We start from the raw sequence: 22,308 nt of genomic DNA on the forward strand, positions 1-22,308 counted from the left end.
TTAAACCGCTAATCGCGGCTTTATGCCTAGCACCAGGCCTGGTCATGGCTGAAAACACACTAAACAATATTGTGGTTACCGCTAACCAAATTGAACAAGACTTAGATAAAGTGACGGCCGATGTCACCGTTATTACGGCCGCTCAACTTAGAGCCAAACGAGCCAGTTCACTCATTGAAGTTTTGAACCAAGTAAGCGGTTTAAGCTTTAGCCAAAATGGCGGATTAGGCACCAGTACCAGCTTGTATATGCGTGGGTCCGATACTCAACGCACACTCATTTTAGTTGATGGCGTGCGGGCTCAAGATCCCTCTAATACCAGTGGTGCCAATCTGTCTGACTTAATGGTCGCCAATATTGAACGTATTGAAATCATCAAAGGCGCGCAATCTGGTGTTTGGGGCTCAGATGCCGCTGCCGGGGTCATCAATATCATTACTAAGCAATCAACCGAGACCCAAATTAATGTTGAACATGGTGCCTATAACACCGGGAAATCAGCCATATCAACCGGCTTTAAACTCGGCGATGCGCGACTTTTTATTAATGCCTCTCACCTGACCACAGAGGGTCATACAGCCCAAGCACCGGTTAATGAAAACATTAACCAGTATGAAAAAGATGGCTATCGCAATAGCAATATTACCTTACGCGCAGTCGTGCCTATCACTAATAATCAACAATTGACGTTAGCGCATAACAGCACGGATGCACTAGCCAACTACGACGGATGGGGCGACCCTGATGCCGTTAAACGCTCAAAAAACCGGACTGACCTAAGCCAACTCAGTTATCAAGCAACCGATACAAAACTATCACTAGAACAATCCGTTTTTAGTAGCAAACAACTTGATGAAGGCTCACCGGATATAGTGCGTGGTCAAACTCGCAATTTACAACTAACCCAACAATTTAATGACTTCTTAGTCGGTGCGGCTTATGCAGAAAACCAAGCTAGCTCAGACAAATACTCTTGGAGCGCGCTAGATAATGTTTTATTAGAGAAACAAACCAACAGCCGTTCTGTATTTGCCACCCACAGCACCCGCTGGCGTTATTTAACCTTTAACGAAGCCTTACGTTATGACGATTACAGCAACTTTGGTTCAGAGCTTACCGGTAAACTAGGCGTAAGACTGGATATTAACCCTCACCAATCCTTAGCCGTAAATTATGGTAGCGCTTACAACGCACCCAATATTATTCAAATACTGAATCCTTGGGGCACGGCTAACCTGGATTTGACCCCGGAGAAATCGACTGAAGCGAGTCTGACTTACAAACTTCACGGCCTAAGCATCACTTACTTTGACAAGCAGATTAGTGACTTAATTGACTGGAAAAACAGTCAGTACCAAAACTTGGATGGCACTACCAAAATCAAAGGCATTGAAGCGGAATATGCACGTCGATTTAATGATTGGGGGTTCGGGGTGAATTACACCCATTTAAACACCGAAGACGCCAATGGTGACCCACTTTCACGTCGACCTGACAACCAAGTTGGACTGGATTTAAACTGGTATCCAAACGATCAACTTGATATTAACCTAAATGGGCAATATATCGCCACCCGCGGTGGCAATGTCCATACCGCCACCGAAAACTACAGTGTTTGGAACGGGGTAATAAACTATCAAATCGATCAATCGGTGAGCGCTTATTTGAAAGTGAATAACTTGTTCAACACCTATTACCAAGTCGTCGAAGGTTATGCCACCGCTGAACGCAGTGCATACCTAGGTTTAAACGCTCGCTTTTAAGGAACTCCGACATGACCACCACCCTGATGATTCAAGGCTGCACATCCGATGCCGGTAAAAGCACGCTGGTGGCGGGTTTATGTCGGGTGCTGGTGCGGCGTGGTGTTAAAGTCGCGCCGTTTAAACCGCAAAATATGGCGCTCAACAGCGCCGTTACTGCCGATGGCGGCGAAATTGGTCGTGCGCAGGCGTTGCAAGCGCAAGCCGCCAATATCGCCCCCACGGTTCACATGAACCCGGTTTTGCTCAAACCCAATAGCGATACCGGTGCGCAGGTGATTTTACAAGGTCAGTCGATTGGTAACCTAAATGCGCTCGACTACCAGGCTTATAAACCGAAGGCCGCGCAAGCGGTATTCGATTCTTTTCAAATGCTATCAAATGACTATCCGCTTATTTTGGTTGAAGGCGCGGGTTCGCCCGCCGAAATCAATTTACGCGAAGGCGATATTGCCAATATGGGGTTTGCCGAAGCGGTGGATTGTCCGGTGATTTTAATTGCCGATATCGACAAGGGCGGCGTGTTTGCGCATATTGTTGGCACCCTCGCCTGCTTGTCAGCATCTGAAAGAAATCGAATTAAAGGTTTTGTGATTAACCGTTTTCGCGGCGATGTAGCTTTACTACAAGATGGATTGGATTGGTTAGAACGTGAAACTGGCAAACCAGTTTTAGGTGTTTTACCTTATTTACACGGTTTGCATCTCGATGCCGAAGATGCGGTTGGTTCGTTTGAATATAACCACGAAGCACACGAAGGTCACGAAGCTTTAAAAGTGATTGCCCCGTTGTTTCCGCATATTTCCAACCATACTGATCTTGATCCGCTGATTCAGCATCCGCAGGTGGATTTTCAATGGGTCAAACATAACGAGCCCATTCCGCCAGCGGATTTAGTGATTCTACCGGGCAGCAAAAGTGTGATGGCCGACTTGGATTGGCTAAAAAACCACACCAGCCACCAGGCCTGGTGGCCCTATTTACACAAACATTGTCGTTACGGCGGCAAACTGATTGGTATTTGTGGTGGCTTGCAAATGCTCGGCACACTGATTAACGACCCAAACCGTATTGAGTCTGATCAAACCCAAATACCAGGCTTGGGTTTAATGGACTACACCACGACTTTCTACCCTCAAAAACAACTCATCAATCGCCAAGGTTTATTGCAGTTACCAGGCCTGGTAACCCCGGCCAAAATACGCGGTTATGAAATCCATCAAGGCCAAACCCATTTTAGCCATTATGCCCCCGCTATCCATTGGCAAAACGGCGACACCGATGGCGCCGTGTCAGACGATAATCAAATATTCGCCACCTACTGTCACGGCTTGTTTGACCAACCGCAAGCGCTACAAGCCCTGCTTAACTGGGCCGGCCTGGTTAAACCACAAAATTTCGACCTCAACCAACAACGCGAACAACAACTGGAGCGTTTAGCCGACTGCTTAGAAAGCCATGTGAAAATGGAGCAATTGCTAAGATTGCTTCAACCCCTAAAATAAGGGTCTGTTAGTTACCAAACCAAATCGTCTGGGATTTCGAATTTGGCGTAATAATCGCGATCTTCCTCTGGGATCGATTCGTCTTCATTTGAAAACGCAATCAACACACTTGCATCACGTTGTTCGACTTTTTCAACCGCGGTATCCGGAATCAAAACATAAGCCTCAGCCAAACGTGCGATGCGAATTCGACCATTGATTAAACCCTTTTGAGTCTTGGCGTTTACTCGTAAGGTTTTCACCTGTTTGTCATCCGCAAAATTAAACGTCAGCTCGCCCTCAAAACCTTTTAACTGGTTCGACTGCAAAATCTGCTTTAACTCAGCTTGTTTGGCTTTTTCAGCTTGTTGTTGCTGACGCTCTAAATTTAATTGGCGGTCTTTTTCCGTTTTTAAGCGAGCGGCCTCTGCGGCCAACTTGGCGGCTTCGTTCTCTAGCGGCTCGGCCTGCTGACCCTTTTGCTTTTTAGATTGCTGATACTTTTCTTTCTTAATCTGCTTGGCTTTATGCTCATTCACCAAACCCGATTTTTTCAACTGATCAAATAACGACCCAGCCATACAATTTTCCTTTCCACTTCCGGCTATTTTTTTCAATTGACGGATTATGCCATTTGAACGTTGTAAGGTGAAACTTGAAATGACGCTTTTTGTTGTCGTGTTTGCCAAAGATCAAAGGCGTTTTGCATGCGTAGCCAATGATCGGCTGTTGGCTTACCAAAAGCCAGTTCTAGCCGAACAGCCATTTCCGGTGTAATAGAACCGTGTGTATTTAAAATCTTAGACAAGGTTTTACGACTCACACCCAAATGAGATGCAACATCGGTAATCGTTAAGCCTAAAGACTCGATAATTAGTTCTTTTAAGATTTCTCCAGGGTGCGCTGGATTAAACATGGCCATTAGTGATAATCCTCATAATTTACAATTTCGACATCCCGCCCATCAAAGCGATAAGTAATTCTCCAGTTTCCACTTACACGCACAGACCATATTCCGCTGCGTCCACCTTTCAGCGGGTGCATAAAAAGCCCTGGCAAATCCATGTCATCTGGGCTTTCAGCTTGATCCAAGTTGGTAAGAATAAGGCGTAGTTTTTTCTCATGCTTTTTCTGAATACCAGAAGTATTCCCTGAGGCGTAAAACTTTTGAAGTCCTTTATGGATAAAACTTTTAATCATGGGACAAGTGTAACCCAAAGGGTAACGAAATGCTATTTTACATTGAGTAGGGCACCAGGCCTGGTGCTATCACTTAATCACCAGGCCTGGTTATTCTTAGGCACTAGTTTTTATTTCTTTTTATTAAATATCACATCCGCTACATCCATTGGTAATGGAAAGACGATGGTGTTGGAGCGGTCGTTGGCGATTTCGGTTAAGGTTTGCAGATAACGCAACTGCAAGGCTTGTGGTTGCTGCGATAGGATTTGAGCGGCTTCTAGCAGTTTTTGCGAAGCTTGCATTTCGCCTTCGGCGTGGATGACCTTGGCACGACGTGTACGTTCGGCTTCGGCTTGTTTGGCGATGGCGCGAATCATACTTTCATCCAAATCAACATGCTTGATTTCGACATTGCTGACTTTGACGCCCCAAGCATCGGTTTGCTCGTCGAGCGATTTTTGGATATCAATATTTAAACGCTCTCTTTCAGCGAGCATTTCATCCAATTCATGCTGACCCAATACTGAACGCAAGGTGGTTTGCGAAAGCTGACTAATTGCTTCGTGGAAATCTTCGACTTGGATAATGGCTTTATCCGGTTCAATCACGCGGAAATACACCACCGCATTGACATGCACGGATACGTTATCGCGCGAAATCACATCTTGGCTGGGCACGTCCATCACCACGGTGCGCAAATCCACTCTTTCCATTTGTTGAATAAACGGAATCACGATGATCAGACCCGGCCCTTTTACCCTGGTAAAACGCCCCAGCATAAAAATAACGCCACGTTCGTATTCGCGTAAAACCCGGATGGCGCTCACAAAAAATAAACCAACCAGCGCGATCACAATATAAAGTGCGTACATACTCATGTTACTTCCCCTTTTTATGGTTTTTCAGAGTCCAGCGGTTCTACGCTTAGAATAAGATTTTTAACTCCCATGACTTTGACGGTTTGCGCTTTCTTGAGCGGTTTATTGGTGACGGCTTGCCAATGTTCGCCGTGCATAATCACCGAACCTTTGTGATCAAAATCGTTAATCACCACCGCTTCGCTGCCAACCAAAGCTTCCAAACCGCTAACGATTTTACTGCGAGTCGACTTTAATGCCAGCCATAATACGCTCACTAAAACCAAAACACTCATCAGCGTAAAAGTAATAATCACCGATAAATCAATCCCATAAGCGGGTTGATCGGTATCCATCAGAATAATGGAACCAATCACAAACGAGGCAATCCCGCCCAGCCCCAACACACCAAAACTCGGCTCAAAAGCTTCGGCAATCATCAGCGCGACCCCGAGAAAAATCAGCGCCAACCCGGCATAGTTTACGGGCAACAACTGGAAAGCATACAGGGCTAATAACAAAGAAATCCCGCCGGCAATGCCTGGCAAAAATGCACCTGGGTTAAAAAATTCTAGAATCAAACCGTAAATCCCCACCAGCAGCAAAATATAGGCAATATTGGGGTTGGTAATCACGCTCAATAATTGACTGCGCCAATCGGGCGAAATTTCTATGACTTGGACATCGGCGGTATTGAGTTGGCGGGTTTGCTGGTGAATGATGACGTTACGGCCGTCAAGTTGATTTAACAAGTCGGCTCGACTGCGGGCAATTAAATCAATCACATTTTGTTCTAAAGCTTCATCTGCGGATAAACTCGCAGCTTGGCGCACGGCTTTTTCGGCCCATTCGGCATTGCGTCCCCGCAGTTGCGCCAAGCTTTGAATATAAGCGACCGCATCATTGATGGCTTTACGTTTGGACGGGTCTTGCATGGCTTGCTCTAACTCGGCCTGATTAAGCACTTCGGTTTCACTTGCCCCATCTGGCTCGGAACGGGGCTTAGAAGCCGGATTGGAATTGGGTTTAATGTCTGGCGGTGAAAACCCGCCGATTTGGACGGGCGTGGCCGCGCCAAGATTGGTGCCAGGAGCCATGGCGGCAATATGACTGGCATAAAGAATATAAGTACCCGCGCTCGCCGCTCGTGCGCCGCTGGGTGACACATAGGTCACAATCGGCGTGTTCGCATTAGCGATGTTTTTGATAATCGCGCGCATCGCCGAATCTAAGCCACCCGGCGTATCCATTTTTAGAATAATAAGTTGTGCTTGCCGAGCTTCGGCTTTTTGAATACCACGTTGAATATAATCCTGCGTGGCTGGGCCAACGCCGCCCTCAATACTCAATTCAACCACCAGGCCTGGTGCATCATTGGCTGAAACAGCATTCAACCCTAGCAAGGCCATCAAAATAAACGACCCAATCGTAAAACGGTTTGTAATTCGCTGCATCACTTAGCTCCTTACTGGATACATATCCTGCTTTCCACTTTACGCTTCTTAACTAAGATTTCAAGCCAAAATCAAATACTTAAATGGGCGTTAGGGTCTTGTCGGTAAAACAAGCTTAATTGCTCGTAAACCGCGGGGAAATGGTGGATCAGCAAATTAGGGGCGGTAAAAAAGTATTCGGTAGCGACCGCAAAAAATTCGGCCGGATCTGTCGCCGCATACGGATTGATCGCGGCGTGATGCCCGTGTTCGACTTGATGCTTTAGCTTTTCAAAAGCCTCGCTAAAGGCCTGTGTCCAGTGCGTGCGATTCATGGTTTTATGCAATGGCGGCATACCATTGGCCGCGCCATTTAACATATCCAACTTATGTGAAAACTCATGCAACACTAGGTTACGTCCGGGTTTTAGTTGGTCAGATTCGGCTTTAAAACCTTCCCAATCCAACACTACCGGCCCATGCAACCAGGCCTCGCCTCCTAATACGTGCTGTTGATGTGACACAATGCCCTGTTCGTCGGCTTCATCACGCTCCACCAAAAAGGCGCTCGGATAAACTCTAATATCCTGCCAGCCTTGGTAATAATCCAAACCCAGCTCCAAAATCAGCAAACAGGCATGCGCCGATATCGTGATAGCCATTGGTTGCGTTAGATTTAACTCATTACTCGCGTAATAGTTTTTTTGATGCACAAACAAGGTAGTGAGTTCTCGCAGGTGCGCTTTTTCCACCGAACTTAACCCATGAAATAATGGATCTTCTACCATCAATCTATGCCAAAACGCATGCGGAATCGGGTGGTGCTTTAAAACACGGCGTGTTTTCCAGTGATTAATCCAACGTAAAATCATCGATAGGCCCTAAAATTTTCGGTTGATTAAGCATACCTTGAATCGAATATGGATTCGAGCTTCTAATTAATAGAGGCGCCCTTTATAGTAAAATCCAAACTCAAGCTCACTAAAACCAGGTCAGCCTACTATGAATCACCCAATTAAAGACACACCCCAACCAAATAATAAAACCGTGTCCTTGGTTTTAGGCAGCGGTGGCGCACGCGGATTGGCACACATTGGTGTGATCCGTTGGCTGGAAGAAAATGGTTACAAAATTTGTTCAATCTCTGGTGCTTCAATGGGCGCGCTCATCGGTGGTTTATACGCAACCCAGCAATTGGATGAATACGAAAACTGGCTAAAACACTTAAGTAAAACCGAGTTATTGAGTTTAATTGATGTGGCTTGGGACAGCAGCGGCCTGATAAAAGGCGAAAAACTGTTTAATAAACTCGCCGACTTTTTGGGGGATGTTCATATTGAAGATTTGGACATCAGCTACACCGCCGTTGCCACCGACATTGATAACGAAAAAGAAGTTTGGTTACAAAGTGGCTTATTGCTTAAAGCCATCAGATCTTCAATTTCATTACCTATGATTTTTACACCTTTTAAATATCACGACATGACTTTGATCGATGGCGGCGTCCTTAACCCTGTGCCGATTGCGCCCACCTTTAGTGATAAAACCGATTTAATTATCGCGGTTAACTTAGGCGGCAAACCACAACAAAATTTGTATGAGACATCCGCTGCCGACCCGCAAACCTTATCAGAATCATCCGCTTGGTTGAGTGGTTTAACAGAAAGTGTTAAAGAATTTTTGGCCGACAAGCTTGGTCAACAAAAAAACAAAGTGGCTGGGTTGGATTGGAATGTGTTTAATATCAACAACCGTGCGTTTGACATTATGCAAAATACGATTGCTCGTCAAAAGCTCGCCAGTTATCCGCCCGATATCACCATTAATATTCCACGTAATGCCTGTGGCATGCTGGAATTCAACCAAATTGATCGTATGGTGAAAATGGGATATGAACAAGCTGGAAAAGCCTTAAGCACCAGGCCTGGTGCTTAAAAGATTGTTACTTATTAAGGCTGGATTTAGCCTTAATAAGTTAGTCGGTTTTTACGCCTCGGCAAGCCGGTTTGGCGATAATTTCAATGTAACAAGATTCTAGCTTTTGTTCTTCTGCTTGGTTTAAAGCCGCATCTATTTCGGCCACATGAACCACTTTACTGTTGGCCGCATCCGCACCAAAACGACAATCGAAATCCCAAAAATCAGCGCCTTTAGGTAGCGTTTTTGCGCGCTCACGTTTTAAATATTTACGCACGTCGTTTTTAATCGCTTCCACTAATCTGGCGGGCGCAATTTTTTCATGGGTTAAGCTAAAGGTTTTTTTCATGGCATTCTCGATAAATCTGAAATAAGGGTTCAATCTACGAATTATAGAGCCTTTTCTAATCTGGATTGATATTTAATGCAACGAAAGCCGATTTATTAGCAAACAATCGACTTAAGTTTTGTAAACTGTTCACTTTATTTTAAACAGTGACCCTAAGCATGAGTTCAGACAATAAAAAATCCCAGTATCATAAAATCCGTATGGAACGCAAAAAAGCCCAAATCGATGCCGCCATTGCCCGTGCCGATCAGAAAAAAGGCCTCTTGATTGTGATCACCGGTCACGGCAAAGGCAAATCTACCTCGGCGTTTGGCACAGTGGCGCGCGCCTTGGGTCATGGTTTAAAAGTCGGCGTTTGCCAGTTTATTAAAAGCCGCACCGATACCGGCGAAGAAGCCTTTTTTAACGCCCAACCCAAATGCGAATGGCATGTACTGGGCGATGGTTTTACCTGGGACACCCAAGACCGTCAACAAGACATCGCTACTTCTGAACGCGGCTGGCAAGTCGCCACCCAGATGCTGACTGACCCAAGTTATGATTTAGTGGTGTTGGACGAGTTAACCTATTTACTCAGTTACGATTACTTGGATAAAGACAGTGTGCTTAATAGCATTATGGAGCGGCCTGAAGGCCAACATGTGATTGTCACCGGCCGCTCTGCGATTGCCCAATTGCGTGAACTAGCGGATACCGTGTCAGAAATTCAAGACGAAAAACACGCTTATAAAAGCGGCATTCAAGCCCAACCGGGTATCGATTTTTAATGTCTCAACACGGTGGTCAATTTTTTGAATTTGCTCAACGCCAAGGTTTAAGCCCGCAACAAGCCTTGGCGAGGGTGTTGGACTTTTCCGCCAGCATTAACCCAAACCAACCGCATTACGATTTAAACCTGCAACCGGCTTTATGGACACATTATCCGCCGCAACAAGCGCACGATTTGCTGGTGGCGATCGCTGACAAGTTTCAATTAGCCACCGATCATATTCGTTTAACCAATGGCATTTCGAGCGCCATTTTGAGTTTGTTCGCACACTTGCGCCCTCACACCACGCTGCTTTTCACGCCCTTATATGGCGAATATCAGCGTGCCGCGGCGTTTTATAGCCAAACCACAATTGAGCTTAAACGTGATGTTAACCAGCCTGACCACCAGGCCTGGTGCTTGCCCGATCTGCCAGCTAATAGTCTGGTGGTGTTTGTGAATCCCAGCACACCGGATGGCCATTATTATGCGCCGCATAATCTCGAAAAACTCATCCATTATTGGCGACAACAGGATTGCTGGGTGGTAGTGGATGAATCTTTTTTGCCGTTTTTAGGGTTTGACGACCACCTTAGTTTTCGCCGATACCTGAAAGACTGGCCAAAGCTGATTATTATGCAATCCTTAACCAAATATTACGCTTGTCCAGGTTTACGCGTGGGTGCGGTGTTTGCGCAACCCGACTTGCTAAAAACTTGGCCACAAGCGGCTTGGCCGATTTCTTATCTGGATAGTCAATTATTGCAACAAGCGCTTGAAGACCCAGACTTTGATAACCGCAACCAGGCCTGGTTGTTGAGCGCCAAAGCCGATTTAATCCAACACCTGCAAAGCTGTGCGTTGGTCAAAAAAGTGATGCCGGGTTCAGCTAATTTTGTATTGGTGCAAACCCAACGGCCGGCTCAACAGATTGCCCAAGCCTTGGAAAATCAGCAGATTCTTGTCCGAGCTTGTGATAGTTTTAGCGCTGGCTTAGACAAAAATCATCTGCGAATTTCCGTGCAAACCCCGACTCAACACCAACGCCTAATACACGCTTTAAACCAACTTAACCAGGAAACACCTCATGCTATTATTTGATCCCAGCTGGATTTTAATCAGTGCCTTATTAGCCATCCTTTTCGACCGATTTTTTGGCGAATTTATGGGACGCGCGCATCCGGTGATAGGGCTGGGAAAACTGATTAGCTGGTTCGAAACTCGATTTTATGCCGATTCGATTTTACGCGGGGCTGGTTTAGTTTTTAGCCTGTTGATATTGAGTTTATTGGCCGCCACAATCGTCAGCTTGTTGCTGTTTACCCTGCCTTTATGGCTGCACTTATTCATTAATGGTTTATTAGCTTCAACTTTGATTGCGCATCGTATGTTACGTGACCAGGTGGCCGGACTTATTAACCACCCACAACCTCAACAAGCCGTGGCGATGTTAGTGAGCCGCGATACGCAAGAGCTTGATCAAAGTGATTGTTTGAAAGCGGGGGTCGAAACCTACGCAGAAAATTTAAGCGATGGCGTGATTGCGCCGATGTTTTATTTTGTATTATTTGGTTTACCAGGCCTGGTGGTTTACAAAGCGATTAATACTATGGATTCAATGGTCGGCTATCGTAATCCACGATATGAGCGTTTTGGAAAAGTCGCGGCACGTTTGGATGACGTGGCAAACTGGTTACCGGCTCGCATCACCGCCTTATGGATTGCGTTGCTGAGTTCTAAAGTTGGACTGTTTAGTTGGTGGCGTCAAGCAGGTGGTCATGCCAGCCCCAACGCGGGTTATCCAATTGCGGCGATGGCTTGGCGAATTGGCGCGCAGTTGGGTGGCCCCACCCGCTACTTTGACGAACTGACAGATAAACCTTATTTTGGTGATCCACAATCGCCCAAACACCTGGAAGCCAGCCATCTAAAACAAGCTTTAAGTTTAAGTTTGCCGCTCGACTTAGGCATGGTTTTGTTGATCTTAATTGGGCTGCTTTATCATGTGGTTTAGATTGATGAACTTCAAAAAACTGAGTGCTTACAATTTTTTAATTAGCCTGCTATTTACCAGCTGGGCGGCCCAAGCTGAACCGACGGCCAAACGTATAATTTCGCTCGCCCCCAGTTTAACCGAGCTGGTTTATTCGGCTGGTGCGGGCGATCAATTGGTGGGCGTGGTCAACTATTCGGATTACCCAGAAGCCGCGTTATCCGTGCCGATTGTGGGCAGTTATAATGCGCTTAATTTTGAAGTGATTATGCAGCTAAAACCCGATTTGGTATTAGCTTGGCAATCTGGCAATCGTCCGCAAGATTTGGATCGTTTAAAGCGCTTAGGGTTAAACCTATTAATTCGCGATACCCAACGTTTGGATGATATTGCCAATTTAATCGAAGAAATTGGTCGTTTAAGCCAACAAACCCAAACCGCCAGCGCCGAAGCTAATCGGCTTCGCCAGCAACTTAATCAGTTGCGAACACGTTACCAACACGCACCAAAAGTCCGTGTGTTTTATCAAGTTTGGCATCAACCCACCATTACGATTAACGGCGAACAGTTTATCAGCCAGGCAATAGAAGTGTGTGGAGGCCAAAATGTGTTTGCTGATCTCAGCGCCCTCGCGCCCCATGTTAACCGCGAAGCCGTAATTCAGAAAAATCCCGATATGATATTGCTGGGGGGATTGGATCATGTTCAGCAGAAATGGCTGGAAGACTGGCAAAAAATTCCTCAATTAAAAGCCGTGCAAAATGACCACATTTATCCCTTAAACGCCGATCATTTTCAGCGCCCGACCGCACGTTTAATTGACGCACTCGATAACTTATGTCAGTTAATGGATCAAGCTCGCACTCAAGATTAATAAGGCGCTGATTTCTAATACTTCGGTCATCAAACCTGCACCATCGCCATTCATGCCGCCCAGATGGCGAATCAATAACCAACGCACCCAAAACCAAGCCAGCACGATAAGCACCAGGCCTGGTGCTTGGGCGATCATCAAACCCAGCGCGATCACCAACCACAACCAGACAATTTTGCGATTCAGATGACGGAACATGGTTTCGGCCATGCCATTTTGTGACGCATAAGGCGTTGTTATCATCAGCGCCAATGAACCAATGCGCGCCCAGAAAGGAATCAACACCAATAAAACTAACCATTCGGTTTGCAATAGCTCGGTTAACAACACCCACTTGGCTAATAAAATTAAGCCTATTGCCACTCCGCCACCGGTGCCGATTCGGCTGTCTTTCATTATTTCCAAAGCGCGGGTTTTATCGCCGCAACTGCCCAACCAAGCATCGGCAAAATCGGCCGCGCCATCAATATGTAATCCACCCGTGCTCCACACCCAAGCCAGTAAAATGATTAAGGCGACAACTGGATCAGACCACCAGGCCTGCAAGCTCGCCAAAGCCCATAAAACCAGACCAATAAATAAGCCAACCAAAGGCAACCAGGCCAAACTGCGCCCCATTTCTTCAGAACTCACCGAGGCATATTGTGGGGTTGGCCAGCGCGTGAAAAACTGTACCGCTAACCAAAAAGGTTTAAAAAAGTGTTTAAATGCATCCATTATAGATTTCCTGACCGAATCTCAACCAACTGCACAAACGGCTGGGTATCCGTGGGAGTGACTTCCAATAAAATTTGTACGCCATAATCAAGTTTAAGCTGGAACAAAGCCGGATCCGTTAAGCCTAATATCTGCTGCATCAATAAGCGTAAAACACCACCATGCGTCACACATAAAATGTCTTGTGCTGGATGATTTAATAGCGACCACCAGGCCTGGTTTATACGCGCGCGCATTTGATCCCAGCTTTCGGCTTGCGGCATCACATAATGAAACGGATCATCGTAATAAGCTTGTAAATCAGACGGCTTAATATCGGCGCTATTCAAACCATCCCACGCCCCCCAGTTGCGCTCTTGCAAAGCCTGCAGATAGTCAACTTGAAGCTTGTTTGATTTTGCCACCTGCTCGGCTAAGATTTGGCAGCGTTGCAAAGGGGAACTCACCACCGCATCAAACGTCTTTGTTTGCAAGCTCTCGGCTAACTGCTGACTGGATAACACACACGCCTGAAGGTCAGTGTGGCCGATAAATACACCAACCGTATCCGACACTAATTTAGCGTGACGAACCAGTTGTATGCGTTTCGGTGGCGACCAACTCATGCGCCGCTGCTTACCGAGGCTTCGGCAAAGGTCGCCATTTGGTTGTGCAAAACACAGGCTTGTTGCAATAACGGCCAAGCAATCGCCGCACCCGAGCCTTCGCCTAAACGTAAATCCAGTTGCAATAAAGGTTTCACACCTAAAAAATCCAACGCAATTTTATGAGCCGGTTCGACCGATAAATGACTAAAAATCCACCAATCTTTGGCTTGCGGTGCCATCGCATTCGCCACTAATGCCGCCGAAGTGGTAATCACACCATCCACTAAAACCGGCAAACCCAATTGCGCACAACGCAAATAAGCGCCGGCCAATGCAGCAATTTCAAAACCACCGACACAAGCCAGAATATCTAAAGGTTGTGCTTGGTTTAAAGTTGATGAGTGAAAAGCCAATACCTGCTGCAAAATGTCGGTTTTATGTTGCACCCCAGCCGAGTCTAAACCGGTACCCGCGCCCACTAAAGGCGCAATATCCGTCTGCATAAGACACGCTAATAACAAGCTGGATGAAGCGGTATTGGCAATCCCCATTTCACCGCCAATAAAACACGACGCGCCTGCTTGAACGGCGCGTTCCGCCGCGCGCTTACCGACTTCTAAGGCCTGCTGACATTCAGCTTGCGTCATGGCCGGTTGAGTTAAGGCATTAGCAGTACCATAACCCACTTTATCCACCACCAGGCCTGGTTGGTTGGCAAAATCCGCTTTCACGCCCACATCCACCACTTCAAAAGGCGCTTGGTGTTGACGCGCCAATACCGTAATCGCCGCCCCACCTGAGATAAAGTTTTGCACCATTTGCGCGGTAACCTGTTGCGGAAACGCCGACACCCCCGTTTCGGCCAAGCCATGATCCGCCGCAAACACGCTAATCCAGGCCTGCTGCATATTTGGTTTATGCTTGCCCTGCATGGCCGCTAAGCGAATCGCTAAACGCTCCAACGCCCCCAGCGAACCAGCCGGTTTGGTGAGTTGCGTTTGGCGAGCTTCGGCCTGAGCTTGAGCTTGGGTATCTAAAACTTTTACTGGCTCATTTAACCACATACTTCTTGTCCTTTTAAAATTCGTTTTTTATTTAACCGTCATCGGCAGGCCTGCTACCATTAAAGTCACTTGATCGGCACGTGCGGCCACCTGTTGATGCAATCGCCCTAGGCTATCGACATAATCACGCGACAAAGCGCCCATCGGCACTACACCCATCGAAATCTCATTTGAAACCAGTAATAAATCCCCTTTAAACTGCGCCAAAGATTCGACAAAGCCTTCAATCGCCTGATGATTCACCTGCGGATGCTGTGCAAAACACGTCATCATCCACAGGGTTAAACAATCAATAATGCCACAATGCTCGGCATCAATTGAATTTAAGGCTCCGCCCAAATCTTCGGCCACCTCGAGCGTACGCCACGCCTGCGGGCGTTGGGTCTGATGATGTGCAATCCGGCTTTGCATTTCGGCATCGTTCGCTTGTGCCGTCGCAATATACACCACCGGCTTGGATTGTGTTTTGGCTAACTGCTCGGCATAAGCGCTTTTGCCAGAACGTGCGCCGCCTAAAATAAAATGAATCGACAAAAAACCAACCTCATATTAAATCAACGCATAATCATACCACCGGCCTGGGTGTTTTTCAGATCAAGACCTATCTAAGCCACAAGTTTGAACAAAGAAGTCTCTTAAAAATCTGAACTTAATAAATTCCGTTACTTTTTTACTAAGTGTTATTGCTAAAATATTCTGTGAAGATTCATTAAAAATGAGGATTAACCATGATTAAAAAAACCATACTTACACTTGCGTTTGTTTCGATTTTCGCCCTACAAGGCACAGCGATCGCTAGCAATGATAAAGCTCAACACTTTAAAGGCCAACCATCTCATACACTTGAACAAGCGGTAAAAAACTTTTCTGAATACAACAAAAAACTCGCTGTCATTATGCAAAAAGAGAAGTTAGAACCTGTCGATATGGCCGAAATTCATGAGCTTACATACACGCTTGAAAACGCTCTTGAGAAAATTGAAAACGCGCTAGAGCAAATCGAAGATGACTTAGAAGACGTGCATCAAGCGAGTGAAAAAGGCCAGTATGATAAAGCCCTTAAAAAAGGACGCGCTTATTTGAAAAACGCACAAACCATCATTCCTTAAGCGCTATGCTTAAACAAAAACGCCCTCTATTTCAGAGGGCGTTTTTTTATCGAAGCCTATCTATTTACGCCGTCGATTTAATCTTAAACACCAAATCATCGGCTTTTAAATCAATCGTGACTTGACCGCCATTTTGCAGCTCACCAAACAGCAGTTTTTCCGCCAAAGGTTGTTTAATTTTATCTTGAATTAAGCGACCCATCGGACGTGCACCCATTTGCGGGTCGTAGCCTTTTTTCGCCAACCAAGCCCGCGCTTTAGTGGTTAAAACCAAGGATACTTTTTTATCCGCTAAACTTTGTTCCAACGCATAAATAAACTTGTTAACCACCGACTCCATTGATTTCTCGGACAGTTTATTAAACTGAATAACCGCATCGAGACGATTGCGGAATTCCGGTTTAAACACCTTTTTAAGTTCGGCTTCAAAATCATGTGTATGATCCTGTTCGGTAAAACCGATACTAGCGCGACTCATATTTTCTGCGCCGACGTTTGAGGTCATAATAACCACTACATTACGAAAATCGACTTTACGTCCATTGTTGTCGGTTAAGGTGCCGTGATCCATCACCTGCAACAATAAGTTATAGACATCGGGATGGGCTTTTTCAATTTCATCCAACAACACCACCGAATGCGGGTGGCGATTCACCGCCTCGGTCAATAAACCTCCCTGATCAAAACCGACATAACCGGGCGGTGCGCCAATTAAACGCGACACGGTATGGCGTTCCATATATTCCGACATATCAAATCGAATCAACTCGACGCCTAGATGTTTCGCCATCTGCTGAGTTAATTCGGTTTTACCTACCCCTGTTGGGCCAGAAAATAGAAAACTACCGGTCGGTTTATCGGGACTAGCCAAACCGGAACGCGCCAATTTAATCGCCGAGACCAATTGTTTGATGGCATGATCTTGGCCAAATACTACTCGCTTCAAACTATCTTCCAGATCAAATAATTTGTCTTTTTCTTTCTGGGTAATGTTAGCGATTGGAATACGCGCAATATTGGCCACTACTTGCTGTATTTCAGGCACACCAATCTGTTTACGACGTTTGCTCGCGACCATTAAACGTTGTTTAGCACCGGCTTCATCAATCACATCAATCGCTTTATCAGGTAAATGACGATCTGTAATATAACGTTCTGCCAACTCGGCTGCAGCTTTTAACGCCGGTTGGGTATATTTAACATCGTGATGCGATTCAAACTGCTCTTTTAAGCCTTTCAAAATTTGGATGGTTTCGACTACCGAAGGTTCACGCACTTCGACTTTCTGAAAACGTCGTGCTAAAGCACGGTCTTTTTCAAAAATGCCGCGATATTCTTCATAGGTGGTCGCGCCAATGCAGCGTAACTTGCCGTTAGCTAAAGCCGGCTTCATCAAGTTCGACGCATCCATCGCGCCCCCTTGCACCGCACCAGCACCAATAATGGTATGAATCTCATCAATAAACAAAATAGCATGTGGTTGTTTTTCAAGGCTGTTAAGTAAGGACTTAAAACGCTTTTCAAAATCGCCACGATAACGTGTGCCGGCCAATAATGCGCCCATATCTAAGCTGTAAACCACCGCATCACCTAAGCTTTCCGGCACTTCTCCATGGACGATTTTATGAGCCAAACCTTCTGCAATTGAGGTTTTTCCCACACCAGGTTCCCCCACTAATAATGGGTTGTTTTTACGACGACGACTCAAAATTTCTAAAGTTCGATTTAACTCCCAAGCCCGCCCGATCATCGGATCAATTCGACCCTCTAACGCGTGCTTGTTTAAGTTAAGCGTAAAATTCCTTAACGCATCATCCGCATCCGACTCAGATGCTTGCTCTGAAGCCTCTTCACCTTCTTGGAGATAGTATTCATGCTCTTCCGATGACACAATGCCATGCGACAAGTAACTTAATACATCGACTCGCTGAATCCCATTCAGCTCTAATATGTAGGCAGCATGCGAGTCTGGCTCGGCATACATAGCGGCCAATAAATGCACGCCCATAACTTCGTTATAGCCATTGGATTGCACCATATAAATAGCGCGCTCTATCACACGCTGGAACCCCATCGACGGATGGATATCTTTACTATCTGGATTGGCCACAACGGGTTCAGATTCGAGATATTCTTCGAGCGCGGCTTCAATTTGTTCTAATTGACCGCCGCAGGCGACGACCACTTCTTGCACGTCTGGCAAGCTCAGTAGTTCTAACAGCAAATGCTCCAAGGTAACGAACTCATGTTCGTATTCATGTGCCATACCAAAGGCATTACTGAGTGACATTTGCACGGGTTTACTTAACATATTCTGGTTCTCAATCGCTTTATTCGGCTTCGATTTGACACATTAGTGGGTGCTGGTTTTGACGCGAAAACTGGTTCACATGATAGGCCTTGGTTTCGGCTACATCTCGACTATACACCCCACATATTCCTTTGCCTTGCTGGTGAACCGCGAGCATGACTTGCATGGCTTTGGCTTCATCCATCGCAAAAAATCGCATTAAAACATCCACCACAAAATCCATCGGCGTAAAGTCGTCATTTAATAATACAACCTTATAACGTTTGGGTGGCTTGGCTTTTTGTGTCGCTTTATCTAACAACAGATTATCACTGGTTTCATCGAAATGAGACATAAAGTTTTGGCTTTTAAATTATTTTGTAAATTAAGCGGCAATTAAACGCGCGTAGAGATGACCAGCTAGGCCACGTTCATCGGAAGGTAAGCCCTTGTTATGAACTTTGATAAAGTCATTTTGACTATAATTAATTGGGACAACAACCGTTAATGCACCCACCGGTGATTCAAATTGTACCTTAGAACCTGGTACGAGCAAACTTTTCGGCACTTTAACTTCACCGTATAAGTCTGCGCCTTTTAGTTTCCAGCTTAAGCTGTCTTGGCTAATTTTAAAGCTAACCAGATAGTCACCTGGCCGCCCACCAAACAAGCCCTGGTAACCTTTGCCCGTTAAACGGAAGGTTTTGCCTTCAAACGCTTGCCGAGTAAACTTCATTTTGACTTTCAAACCCGGAATATAGAAAAAGCCTTGGTGCAATAATCGAATCGCATAACGAAGCGTTAACGGATACGCAATCACGCGATCCTTACCATTTACTGGCGCACGCTGCCATTGGCGATGACCTTGATAATGCGGGTTGGATTGCTGAGACTGCCAAGATGATGATTGCTGGTTAAAGCTGGAATGGTTCGAACGATTTTGACGTCTTTGATGTTCGCGGCAATAAGCATCGCGATACTTGCTTAAAACCTCATAAGCTTCTGAAATTTCTTGGAATTTTGTGGTGGCATCCGGCATTTTGGAAACATCGGGATGATAACGCCTAGCCATACGTCGATACGCTAGCTTAACGGTTTTTTCGCAGGCCTGGTCGTGCAACCCCAGTACCGCAAAATAATCTTTAGTGACATCAAAGTGTTGCGATAACATGCTTTGAGAAAGCCCCAATTGATAACCAAAATTCGAAACCCAACCCGGTTCGGTTTCCCCTAAAATGCGATTTTTACCCCAAAAACGAAAAGCAATATTAGTGCCACTTTAACCTACTTAGGCAACTCTGTAGTACTTCATTATCAGTCGTTTGGTTACGTTAGATAAACTAGGCTCATTGACTTTCAAACTATTGCATAGCCATTCGCGTTAAAATAGACTAAATTTTAGCATTTCAAACCAAGTCAAAACATGTCTAACCTACTTTTATTTAACAAACCCTTTAACGTTTTATGCCAATTTACCGATGAATCAGGCCGTGAAACCTTGGCCGATTATATTCAAAAGCCGGGTTTTTATGCGGCTGGCCGACTAGACCGTGACAGCGAAGGCTTGTTGGTGTTAACCAATGATGGTCAATTACAGCACCAGATTAGTGATCCCAAACATAAATTGCCCAAAACCTATTGGGCGCAAGTGGAAGGTCAAATAGACCCGGCAGCTATCAAGCAGCTATGCAAAGGTGTGCCATTAAAAGACGGCTTAACCAAGCCGGCTCAGGCCGAGATCGTGAATGAGCCAGACTGGTTATGGCCACGTAACCCACCGATTCGTGAACGTCAGTCTATTCCGACCAGTTGGCTGAAACTCACCATCACGGAAGGTCGAAATCGTCAGGTTCGCCGCATGACCGCTGCCGTGGGTTTTCCGACTTTACGCCTGATCCGAACTCAGATCGGGCCTTTTAACCTAGACGGACTAGCACTCGGCCAAAGCCGATTAATTCATCAAGCCAATCTGTTAAAATAAGCCTTTATTTACTGAATTAGATCAACTATGAATACAAACACCAAAGTCATTGTCGGTTTATCCGGCGGCGTAGATTCCTCCGTCACCGCCCTATTGCTTAAGCAACAAGGGTATCAGGTCGAAGGTTTGTTTATGAAAAACTGGGAAGGCGATGACACTGAAGACTACTGCCCGGCAGCTGAAGATTTACAAGATGTCTTTAGCATTTGCGAACAGCTCGACATTCCTTTGCACGTGGAAAACTTTTCAAATGAATATTGGGATCGTGTTTTCGAACACTTTTTGGCCGAATACAAAGCCGGTCGTACACCTAATCCCGATATTTTGTGTAACAAAGAAATTAAGTTTAAGGCTTTTTTAGACCACGCCATGTCACTCGGTGCAGACAAAATTGCAACCGGGCACTACGCACGGGTTTGCCAAGCCAACAACGGCGCGTTTCAGCTCTTAAAAGGCCTGGATAACAATAAAGATCAAAGTTATTTCTTATATACCTTACAACAAAATGCGTTAAGCAAAACCTTATTTCCGGTGGGCGAACTACAAAAACCCGAAGTAAGAAAGCTGGCTGAAGAAGCGGATTTGATTGTGCATAATAAAAAAGATAGCACCGGCATTTGCTTTATTGGCGAACGAAAATTTAAAGATTTTCTACAACGTTATCTCCCAGCCCAACCAGGTGACATTATAAACGAGCTTGGCGATGTTATAGGCCAACATGAGGGTCTCATGTATTACACGCTAGGCCAACGTAAAGGCCTTGGCGTTGGCGGTGGCCACGGCCAACTAGATTCTCCATGGTTTGTTGCTGACAAGAACTTAGAAACTAATCAATTAATGGCCGTGCAAGGTGAAGCCCATCCTTTGCTACACCATAAGGTTTTAAGCGCTTCCCAATTAGACTGGGTAAATGGCGAGTGTCCGGCCATCAATACGCCACTCAAAGCCAAAATTCGTTATCGTCAAACAGAACAGCCTTGTCAAATCAAACAGTGTAATAATGGGCGGATTCTGGTCGAGTTTGAATCGGCTCAAAAAGCCATTACACCGGGGCAATCCATCGTATTTTATGACGGACAGATTTGCTTGGGTGGTGGCGTAATTGAACAGCGTGCAAATTCAGCCGATGAGCTGACTAAAAACTAAATTTACAAAAGGAAGCTTATGTCTAACTACACAGATCAGGATCGTGCCATTGCTTTAATTGGTATTTACCAAGCCGCCAAGCTAGTTTTTGATTTGGCGACGACTGGAAAAATTGATGAGAAATCCTATCAGACCTCGATCAACTCCTTATTTATGGATAACCCGAGTTCCACATTAGACGTGTATGGTAACGAAGCCATCAATCTACAGGTCGGTGTCAAAACCTTGCTATCACAAATGGGTGCGAGTGATGCCGAAGAAATCCGCAACCTAGAAGTGACCCGTTATGCGCTGAACCTTATTTTGTTAGAACGCAGCTTAGCCAAAGACGGTGATGCCCTGGCAAAGGTAGCCAAAACACTTGATACCGCAACAAACCAGCGTGCGCACTTTGATGATTGGCACGAAAATGTAATTGCCTCAATTGCGCGTGCTTACACCGAAAACGTCAGTCAACTCAGCCCTCGCATCATGGTAAAAGGTCAACATGGCCACTTACAGAAACCGCAAAATGCAAACAAAATACGGGCGTTGTTATTAGCAGGCATCCGTTCAGCCATGCTTTGGCGCCAAGTTGGTGGAACTCGCTGGGGACTGCTATGGAACCGTAAAAAGTATTTGCAAAATGCCCAAGCCCTCTACCGCTCAGACAGTAACAGCTCGGACAACAATCGATTTAAATCAAACTAACTTCTTGTCTTTAGCCAAAAAAAAAGCGCCTGAACGGCGCTTTTTTGTTACTTGCATACAAACGGTATTTGGGCACCTCGATTAACCCCTGGTTGATTCTGCGGGACTTAAAGGTCACTTATTC

General features: G+C 45.7%; 25 protein-coding genes. 11 read left to right on the forward strand and 14 right to left on the reverse strand.

Features of this window, described 5'->3' with window-relative positions; genetic code table 11:
- Positions 1-1,763 (forward strand): TonB-dependent receptor (locus tag IBX48_RS06335; RefSeq protein WP_296831962.1); only part of this gene is annotated, 1,763 nt, incomplete at its 5' end.
- Between the two features lie 11 nt (positions 1,764-1,774).
- Entirely contained in the window at positions 1,775-3,268 is a 1,494-nt protein-coding gene (locus IBX48_RS06340; RefSeq protein ID WP_296831964.1) for a cobyric acid synthase, read from the forward strand.
- An 11-nt stretch (positions 3,269-3,279) separates the two neighbouring features.
- Here the strand turns inward: IBX48_RS06340 and IBX48_RS06345 are convergent, their stop codons facing one another.
- From IBX48_RS06345 to IBX48_RS06370, 6 genes are all read right to left on the reverse strand, one after another.
- On the reverse strand, positions 3,280-3,828 hold the full coding sequence (locus tag IBX48_RS06345) for a DUF2058 domain-containing protein (RefSeq protein ID WP_296831966.1): 549 nt from the start codon (positions 3,826-3,828) through the stop codon (positions 3,280-3,282).
- A gap of 44 nt (positions 3,829-3,872) precedes the next feature.
- Entirely contained in the window at positions 3,873-4,169 is a 297-nt protein-coding gene (locus IBX48_RS06350; protein WP_296831968.1) for a HigA family addiction module antitoxin, read from the reverse strand.
- The gene (locus IBX48_RS06355; protein ID WP_296831970.1) at positions 4,169-4,447 is read right to left on the reverse strand and encodes a type II toxin-antitoxin system RelE/ParE family toxin; all 279 of its coding nucleotides are present in this window, start codon (positions 4,445-4,447) and stop codon (positions 4,169-4,171) included. The genes IBX48_RS06350 and IBX48_RS06355 overlap by 1 nt, the downstream gene beginning before the upstream one ends.
- A 110-nt stretch (positions 4,448-4,557) precedes the next feature.
- Complete coding sequence (locus tag IBX48_RS06360; RefSeq protein WP_296831973.1) at positions 4,558-5,307, reverse strand: slipin family protein; 750 nt, start codon at positions 5,305-5,307, stop codon at positions 4,558-4,560.
- Between the two features lie 14 nt (positions 5,308-5,321).
- Positions 5,322-6,740 carry a nodulation protein NfeD gene (locus IBX48_RS06365; protein WP_296831975.1) on the reverse strand — a complete coding sequence of 473 codons (1,419 nt, stop codon included), beginning with the start codon at positions 6,738-6,740 and terminating at the stop codon, positions 5,322-5,324.
- A gap of 71 nt (positions 6,741-6,811) precedes the next feature.
- Positions 6,812-7,591, reverse strand: coding sequence for a M90 family metallopeptidase (locus IBX48_RS06370; RefSeq protein WP_296831977.1), 780 nt, complete (start codon positions 7,589-7,591; stop codon positions 6,812-6,814).
- Positions 7,592-7,721: 130 nt separating this feature from the next.
- Between IBX48_RS06370 and IBX48_RS06375 the strand changes: the two genes are divergently transcribed.
- Positions 7,722-8,654, forward strand: a complete 933-nt coding sequence (locus IBX48_RS06375) for a patatin-like phospholipase family protein (protein ID WP_296831979.1) — start codon at positions 7,722-7,724, stop codon at positions 8,652-8,654.
- A gap of 40 nt (positions 8,655-8,694) precedes the next feature.
- On the opposite strand, the gene IBX48_RS06380 is transcribed toward IBX48_RS06375, so the two are convergent.
- A complete protein-coding gene (locus IBX48_RS06380) occupies positions 8,695-8,985 on the reverse strand; it encodes a DUF6172 family protein (RefSeq protein ID WP_296831981.1) in 291 nt (96 codons plus the stop codon).
- A gap of 158 nt (positions 8,986-9,143) precedes the next feature.
- Here IBX48_RS06380 and cobO point away from each other — a divergent pair, with 158 nt between their 5' ends.
- Genes cobO through IBX48_RS06400 form a run of 4 tightly spaced genes read left to right on the forward strand, consistent with a single transcriptional unit; the run spans position 9,144 to position 12,600 of the window.
- Positions 9,144-9,752 (forward strand): cob(I)yrinic acid a,c-diamide adenosyltransferase, encoded by a 609-nt coding sequence (gene cobO, locus IBX48_RS06385; protein WP_296831982.1) that lies wholly within the window; start codon positions 9,144-9,146, stop codon positions 9,750-9,752.
- Positions 9,752-10,834, forward strand: a complete 1,083-nt coding sequence (locus IBX48_RS06390; protein ID WP_296831984.1) for an aminotransferase class I/II-fold pyridoxal phosphate-dependent enzyme — start codon at positions 9,752-9,754, stop codon at positions 10,832-10,834. Before cobO ends, IBX48_RS06390 begins: the two co-directional genes overlap by 1 nt.
- Positions 10,821-11,747 carry an adenosylcobinamide-phosphate synthase CbiB gene (gene cbiB / locus IBX48_RS06395; protein WP_296831986.1) on the forward strand — a complete coding sequence of 309 codons (927 nt, stop codon included), beginning with the start codon at positions 10,821-10,823 and terminating at the stop codon, positions 11,745-11,747. Before IBX48_RS06390 ends, cbiB begins: the two co-directional genes overlap by 14 nt.
- Positions 11,737-12,600, forward strand: coding sequence for a cobalamin-binding protein (locus IBX48_RS06400; RefSeq protein ID WP_296831988.1), 864 nt, complete (start codon positions 11,737-11,739; stop codon positions 12,598-12,600). The genes cbiB and IBX48_RS06400 overlap by 11 nt, the downstream gene beginning before the upstream one ends.
- Here IBX48_RS06400 and cobS read toward each other — a convergent pair.
- The 4 genes from cobS to cobU are packed head-to-tail and all read right to left on the reverse strand — an operon-like array spanning position 12,571 to position 15,502.
- Positions 12,571-13,317: an adenosylcobinamide-GDP ribazoletransferase gene (gene cobS / locus IBX48_RS06405; RefSeq protein WP_296831991.1), complete on the reverse strand. Its 747-nt coding sequence runs from the start codon at positions 13,315-13,317 to the stop codon at positions 12,571-12,573. The two genes, IBX48_RS06400 and cobS, sit on opposite strands and share 30 nt — an antisense overlap.
- Positions 13,317-13,922, reverse strand: a complete 606-nt coding sequence (locus IBX48_RS06410) for a histidine phosphatase family protein (protein WP_296831993.1) — start codon at positions 13,920-13,922, stop codon at positions 13,317-13,319. Before IBX48_RS06410 ends, cobS begins: the two co-directional genes overlap by 1 nt.
- Positions 13,919-14,968: a nicotinate-nucleotide--dimethylbenzimidazole phosphoribosyltransferase gene (gene cobT / locus IBX48_RS06415; RefSeq protein ID WP_296831995.1), complete on the reverse strand. Its 1,050-nt coding sequence runs from the start codon at positions 14,966-14,968 to the stop codon at positions 13,919-13,921. The genes IBX48_RS06410 and cobT overlap by 4 nt, the downstream gene beginning before the upstream one ends.
- A gap of 27 nt (positions 14,969-14,995) precedes the next feature.
- Positions 14,996-15,502, reverse strand: a complete 507-nt coding sequence (gene cobU / locus IBX48_RS06420) for a bifunctional adenosylcobinamide kinase/adenosylcobinamide-phosphate guanylyltransferase (RefSeq protein ID WP_296831997.1) — start codon at positions 15,500-15,502, stop codon at positions 14,996-14,998.
- Between the two features lie 194 nt (positions 15,503-15,696).
- Between cobU and IBX48_RS06425 the strand changes: the two genes are divergently transcribed.
- A complete protein-coding gene (locus tag IBX48_RS06425; protein ID WP_296831999.1) occupies positions 15,697-16,077 on the forward strand; it encodes a DUF6746 family protein in 381 nt (126 codons plus the stop codon).
- Positions 16,078-16,141: 64 nt separating this feature from the next.
- On the opposite strand, the gene clpA is transcribed toward IBX48_RS06425, so the two are convergent.
- The 3 genes from clpA to IBX48_RS06440 are packed head-to-tail and all read right to left on the reverse strand — an operon-like array spanning position 16,142 to position 19,538.
- Positions 16,142-18,388 carry an ATP-dependent Clp protease ATP-binding subunit ClpA gene (gene clpA / locus IBX48_RS06430; protein WP_296832001.1) on the reverse strand — a complete coding sequence of 749 codons (2,247 nt, stop codon included), beginning with the start codon at positions 18,386-18,388 and terminating at the stop codon, positions 16,142-16,144.
- Positions 18,389-18,407: 19 nt separating this feature from the next.
- Positions 18,408-18,722, reverse strand: a complete 315-nt coding sequence (gene clpS / locus IBX48_RS06435) for an ATP-dependent Clp protease adapter ClpS (protein ID WP_296832003.1) — start codon at positions 18,720-18,722, stop codon at positions 18,408-18,410.
- 30 nt (positions 18,723-18,752) lie between these two features.
- Positions 18,753-19,538 carry a DnaJ domain-containing protein gene (locus IBX48_RS06440; protein ID WP_296832006.1) on the reverse strand — a complete coding sequence of 262 codons (786 nt, stop codon included), beginning with the start codon at positions 19,536-19,538 and terminating at the stop codon, positions 18,753-18,755.
- 252 nt (positions 19,539-19,790) lie between these two features.
- On the opposite strand from IBX48_RS06440, the gene IBX48_RS06445 reads away from it, so the two are divergent.
- The 3 genes from IBX48_RS06445 to hflD are packed head-to-tail and all read left to right on the forward strand — an operon-like array spanning position 19,791 to position 22,184.
- A complete protein-coding gene (locus tag IBX48_RS06445; protein WP_296832009.1) occupies positions 19,791-20,348 on the forward strand; it encodes an rRNA large subunit pseudouridine synthase E in 558 nt (185 codons plus the stop codon).
- Positions 20,349-20,375: 27 nt separating this feature from the next.
- Positions 20,376-21,494 (forward strand): tRNA 2-thiouridine(34) synthase MnmA, encoded by a 1,119-nt coding sequence (gene mnmA, locus IBX48_RS06450; protein ID WP_296832012.1) that lies wholly within the window; start codon positions 20,376-20,378, stop codon positions 21,492-21,494.
- A gap of 18 nt (positions 21,495-21,512) precedes the next feature.
- Positions 21,513-22,184, forward strand: coding sequence for a high frequency lysogenization protein HflD (gene hflD / locus IBX48_RS06455; protein WP_296832016.1), 672 nt, complete (start codon positions 21,513-21,515; stop codon positions 22,182-22,184).
- Positions 22,185-22,308 lie beyond the last annotated feature (124 nt).

It is taken from the genome of Thiomicrospira sp. (assembly GCF_014859555.1).
GTDB lineage: Bacteria > Pseudomonadota > Gammaproteobacteria > Thiomicrospirales > Thiomicrospiraceae > Thiomicrospira.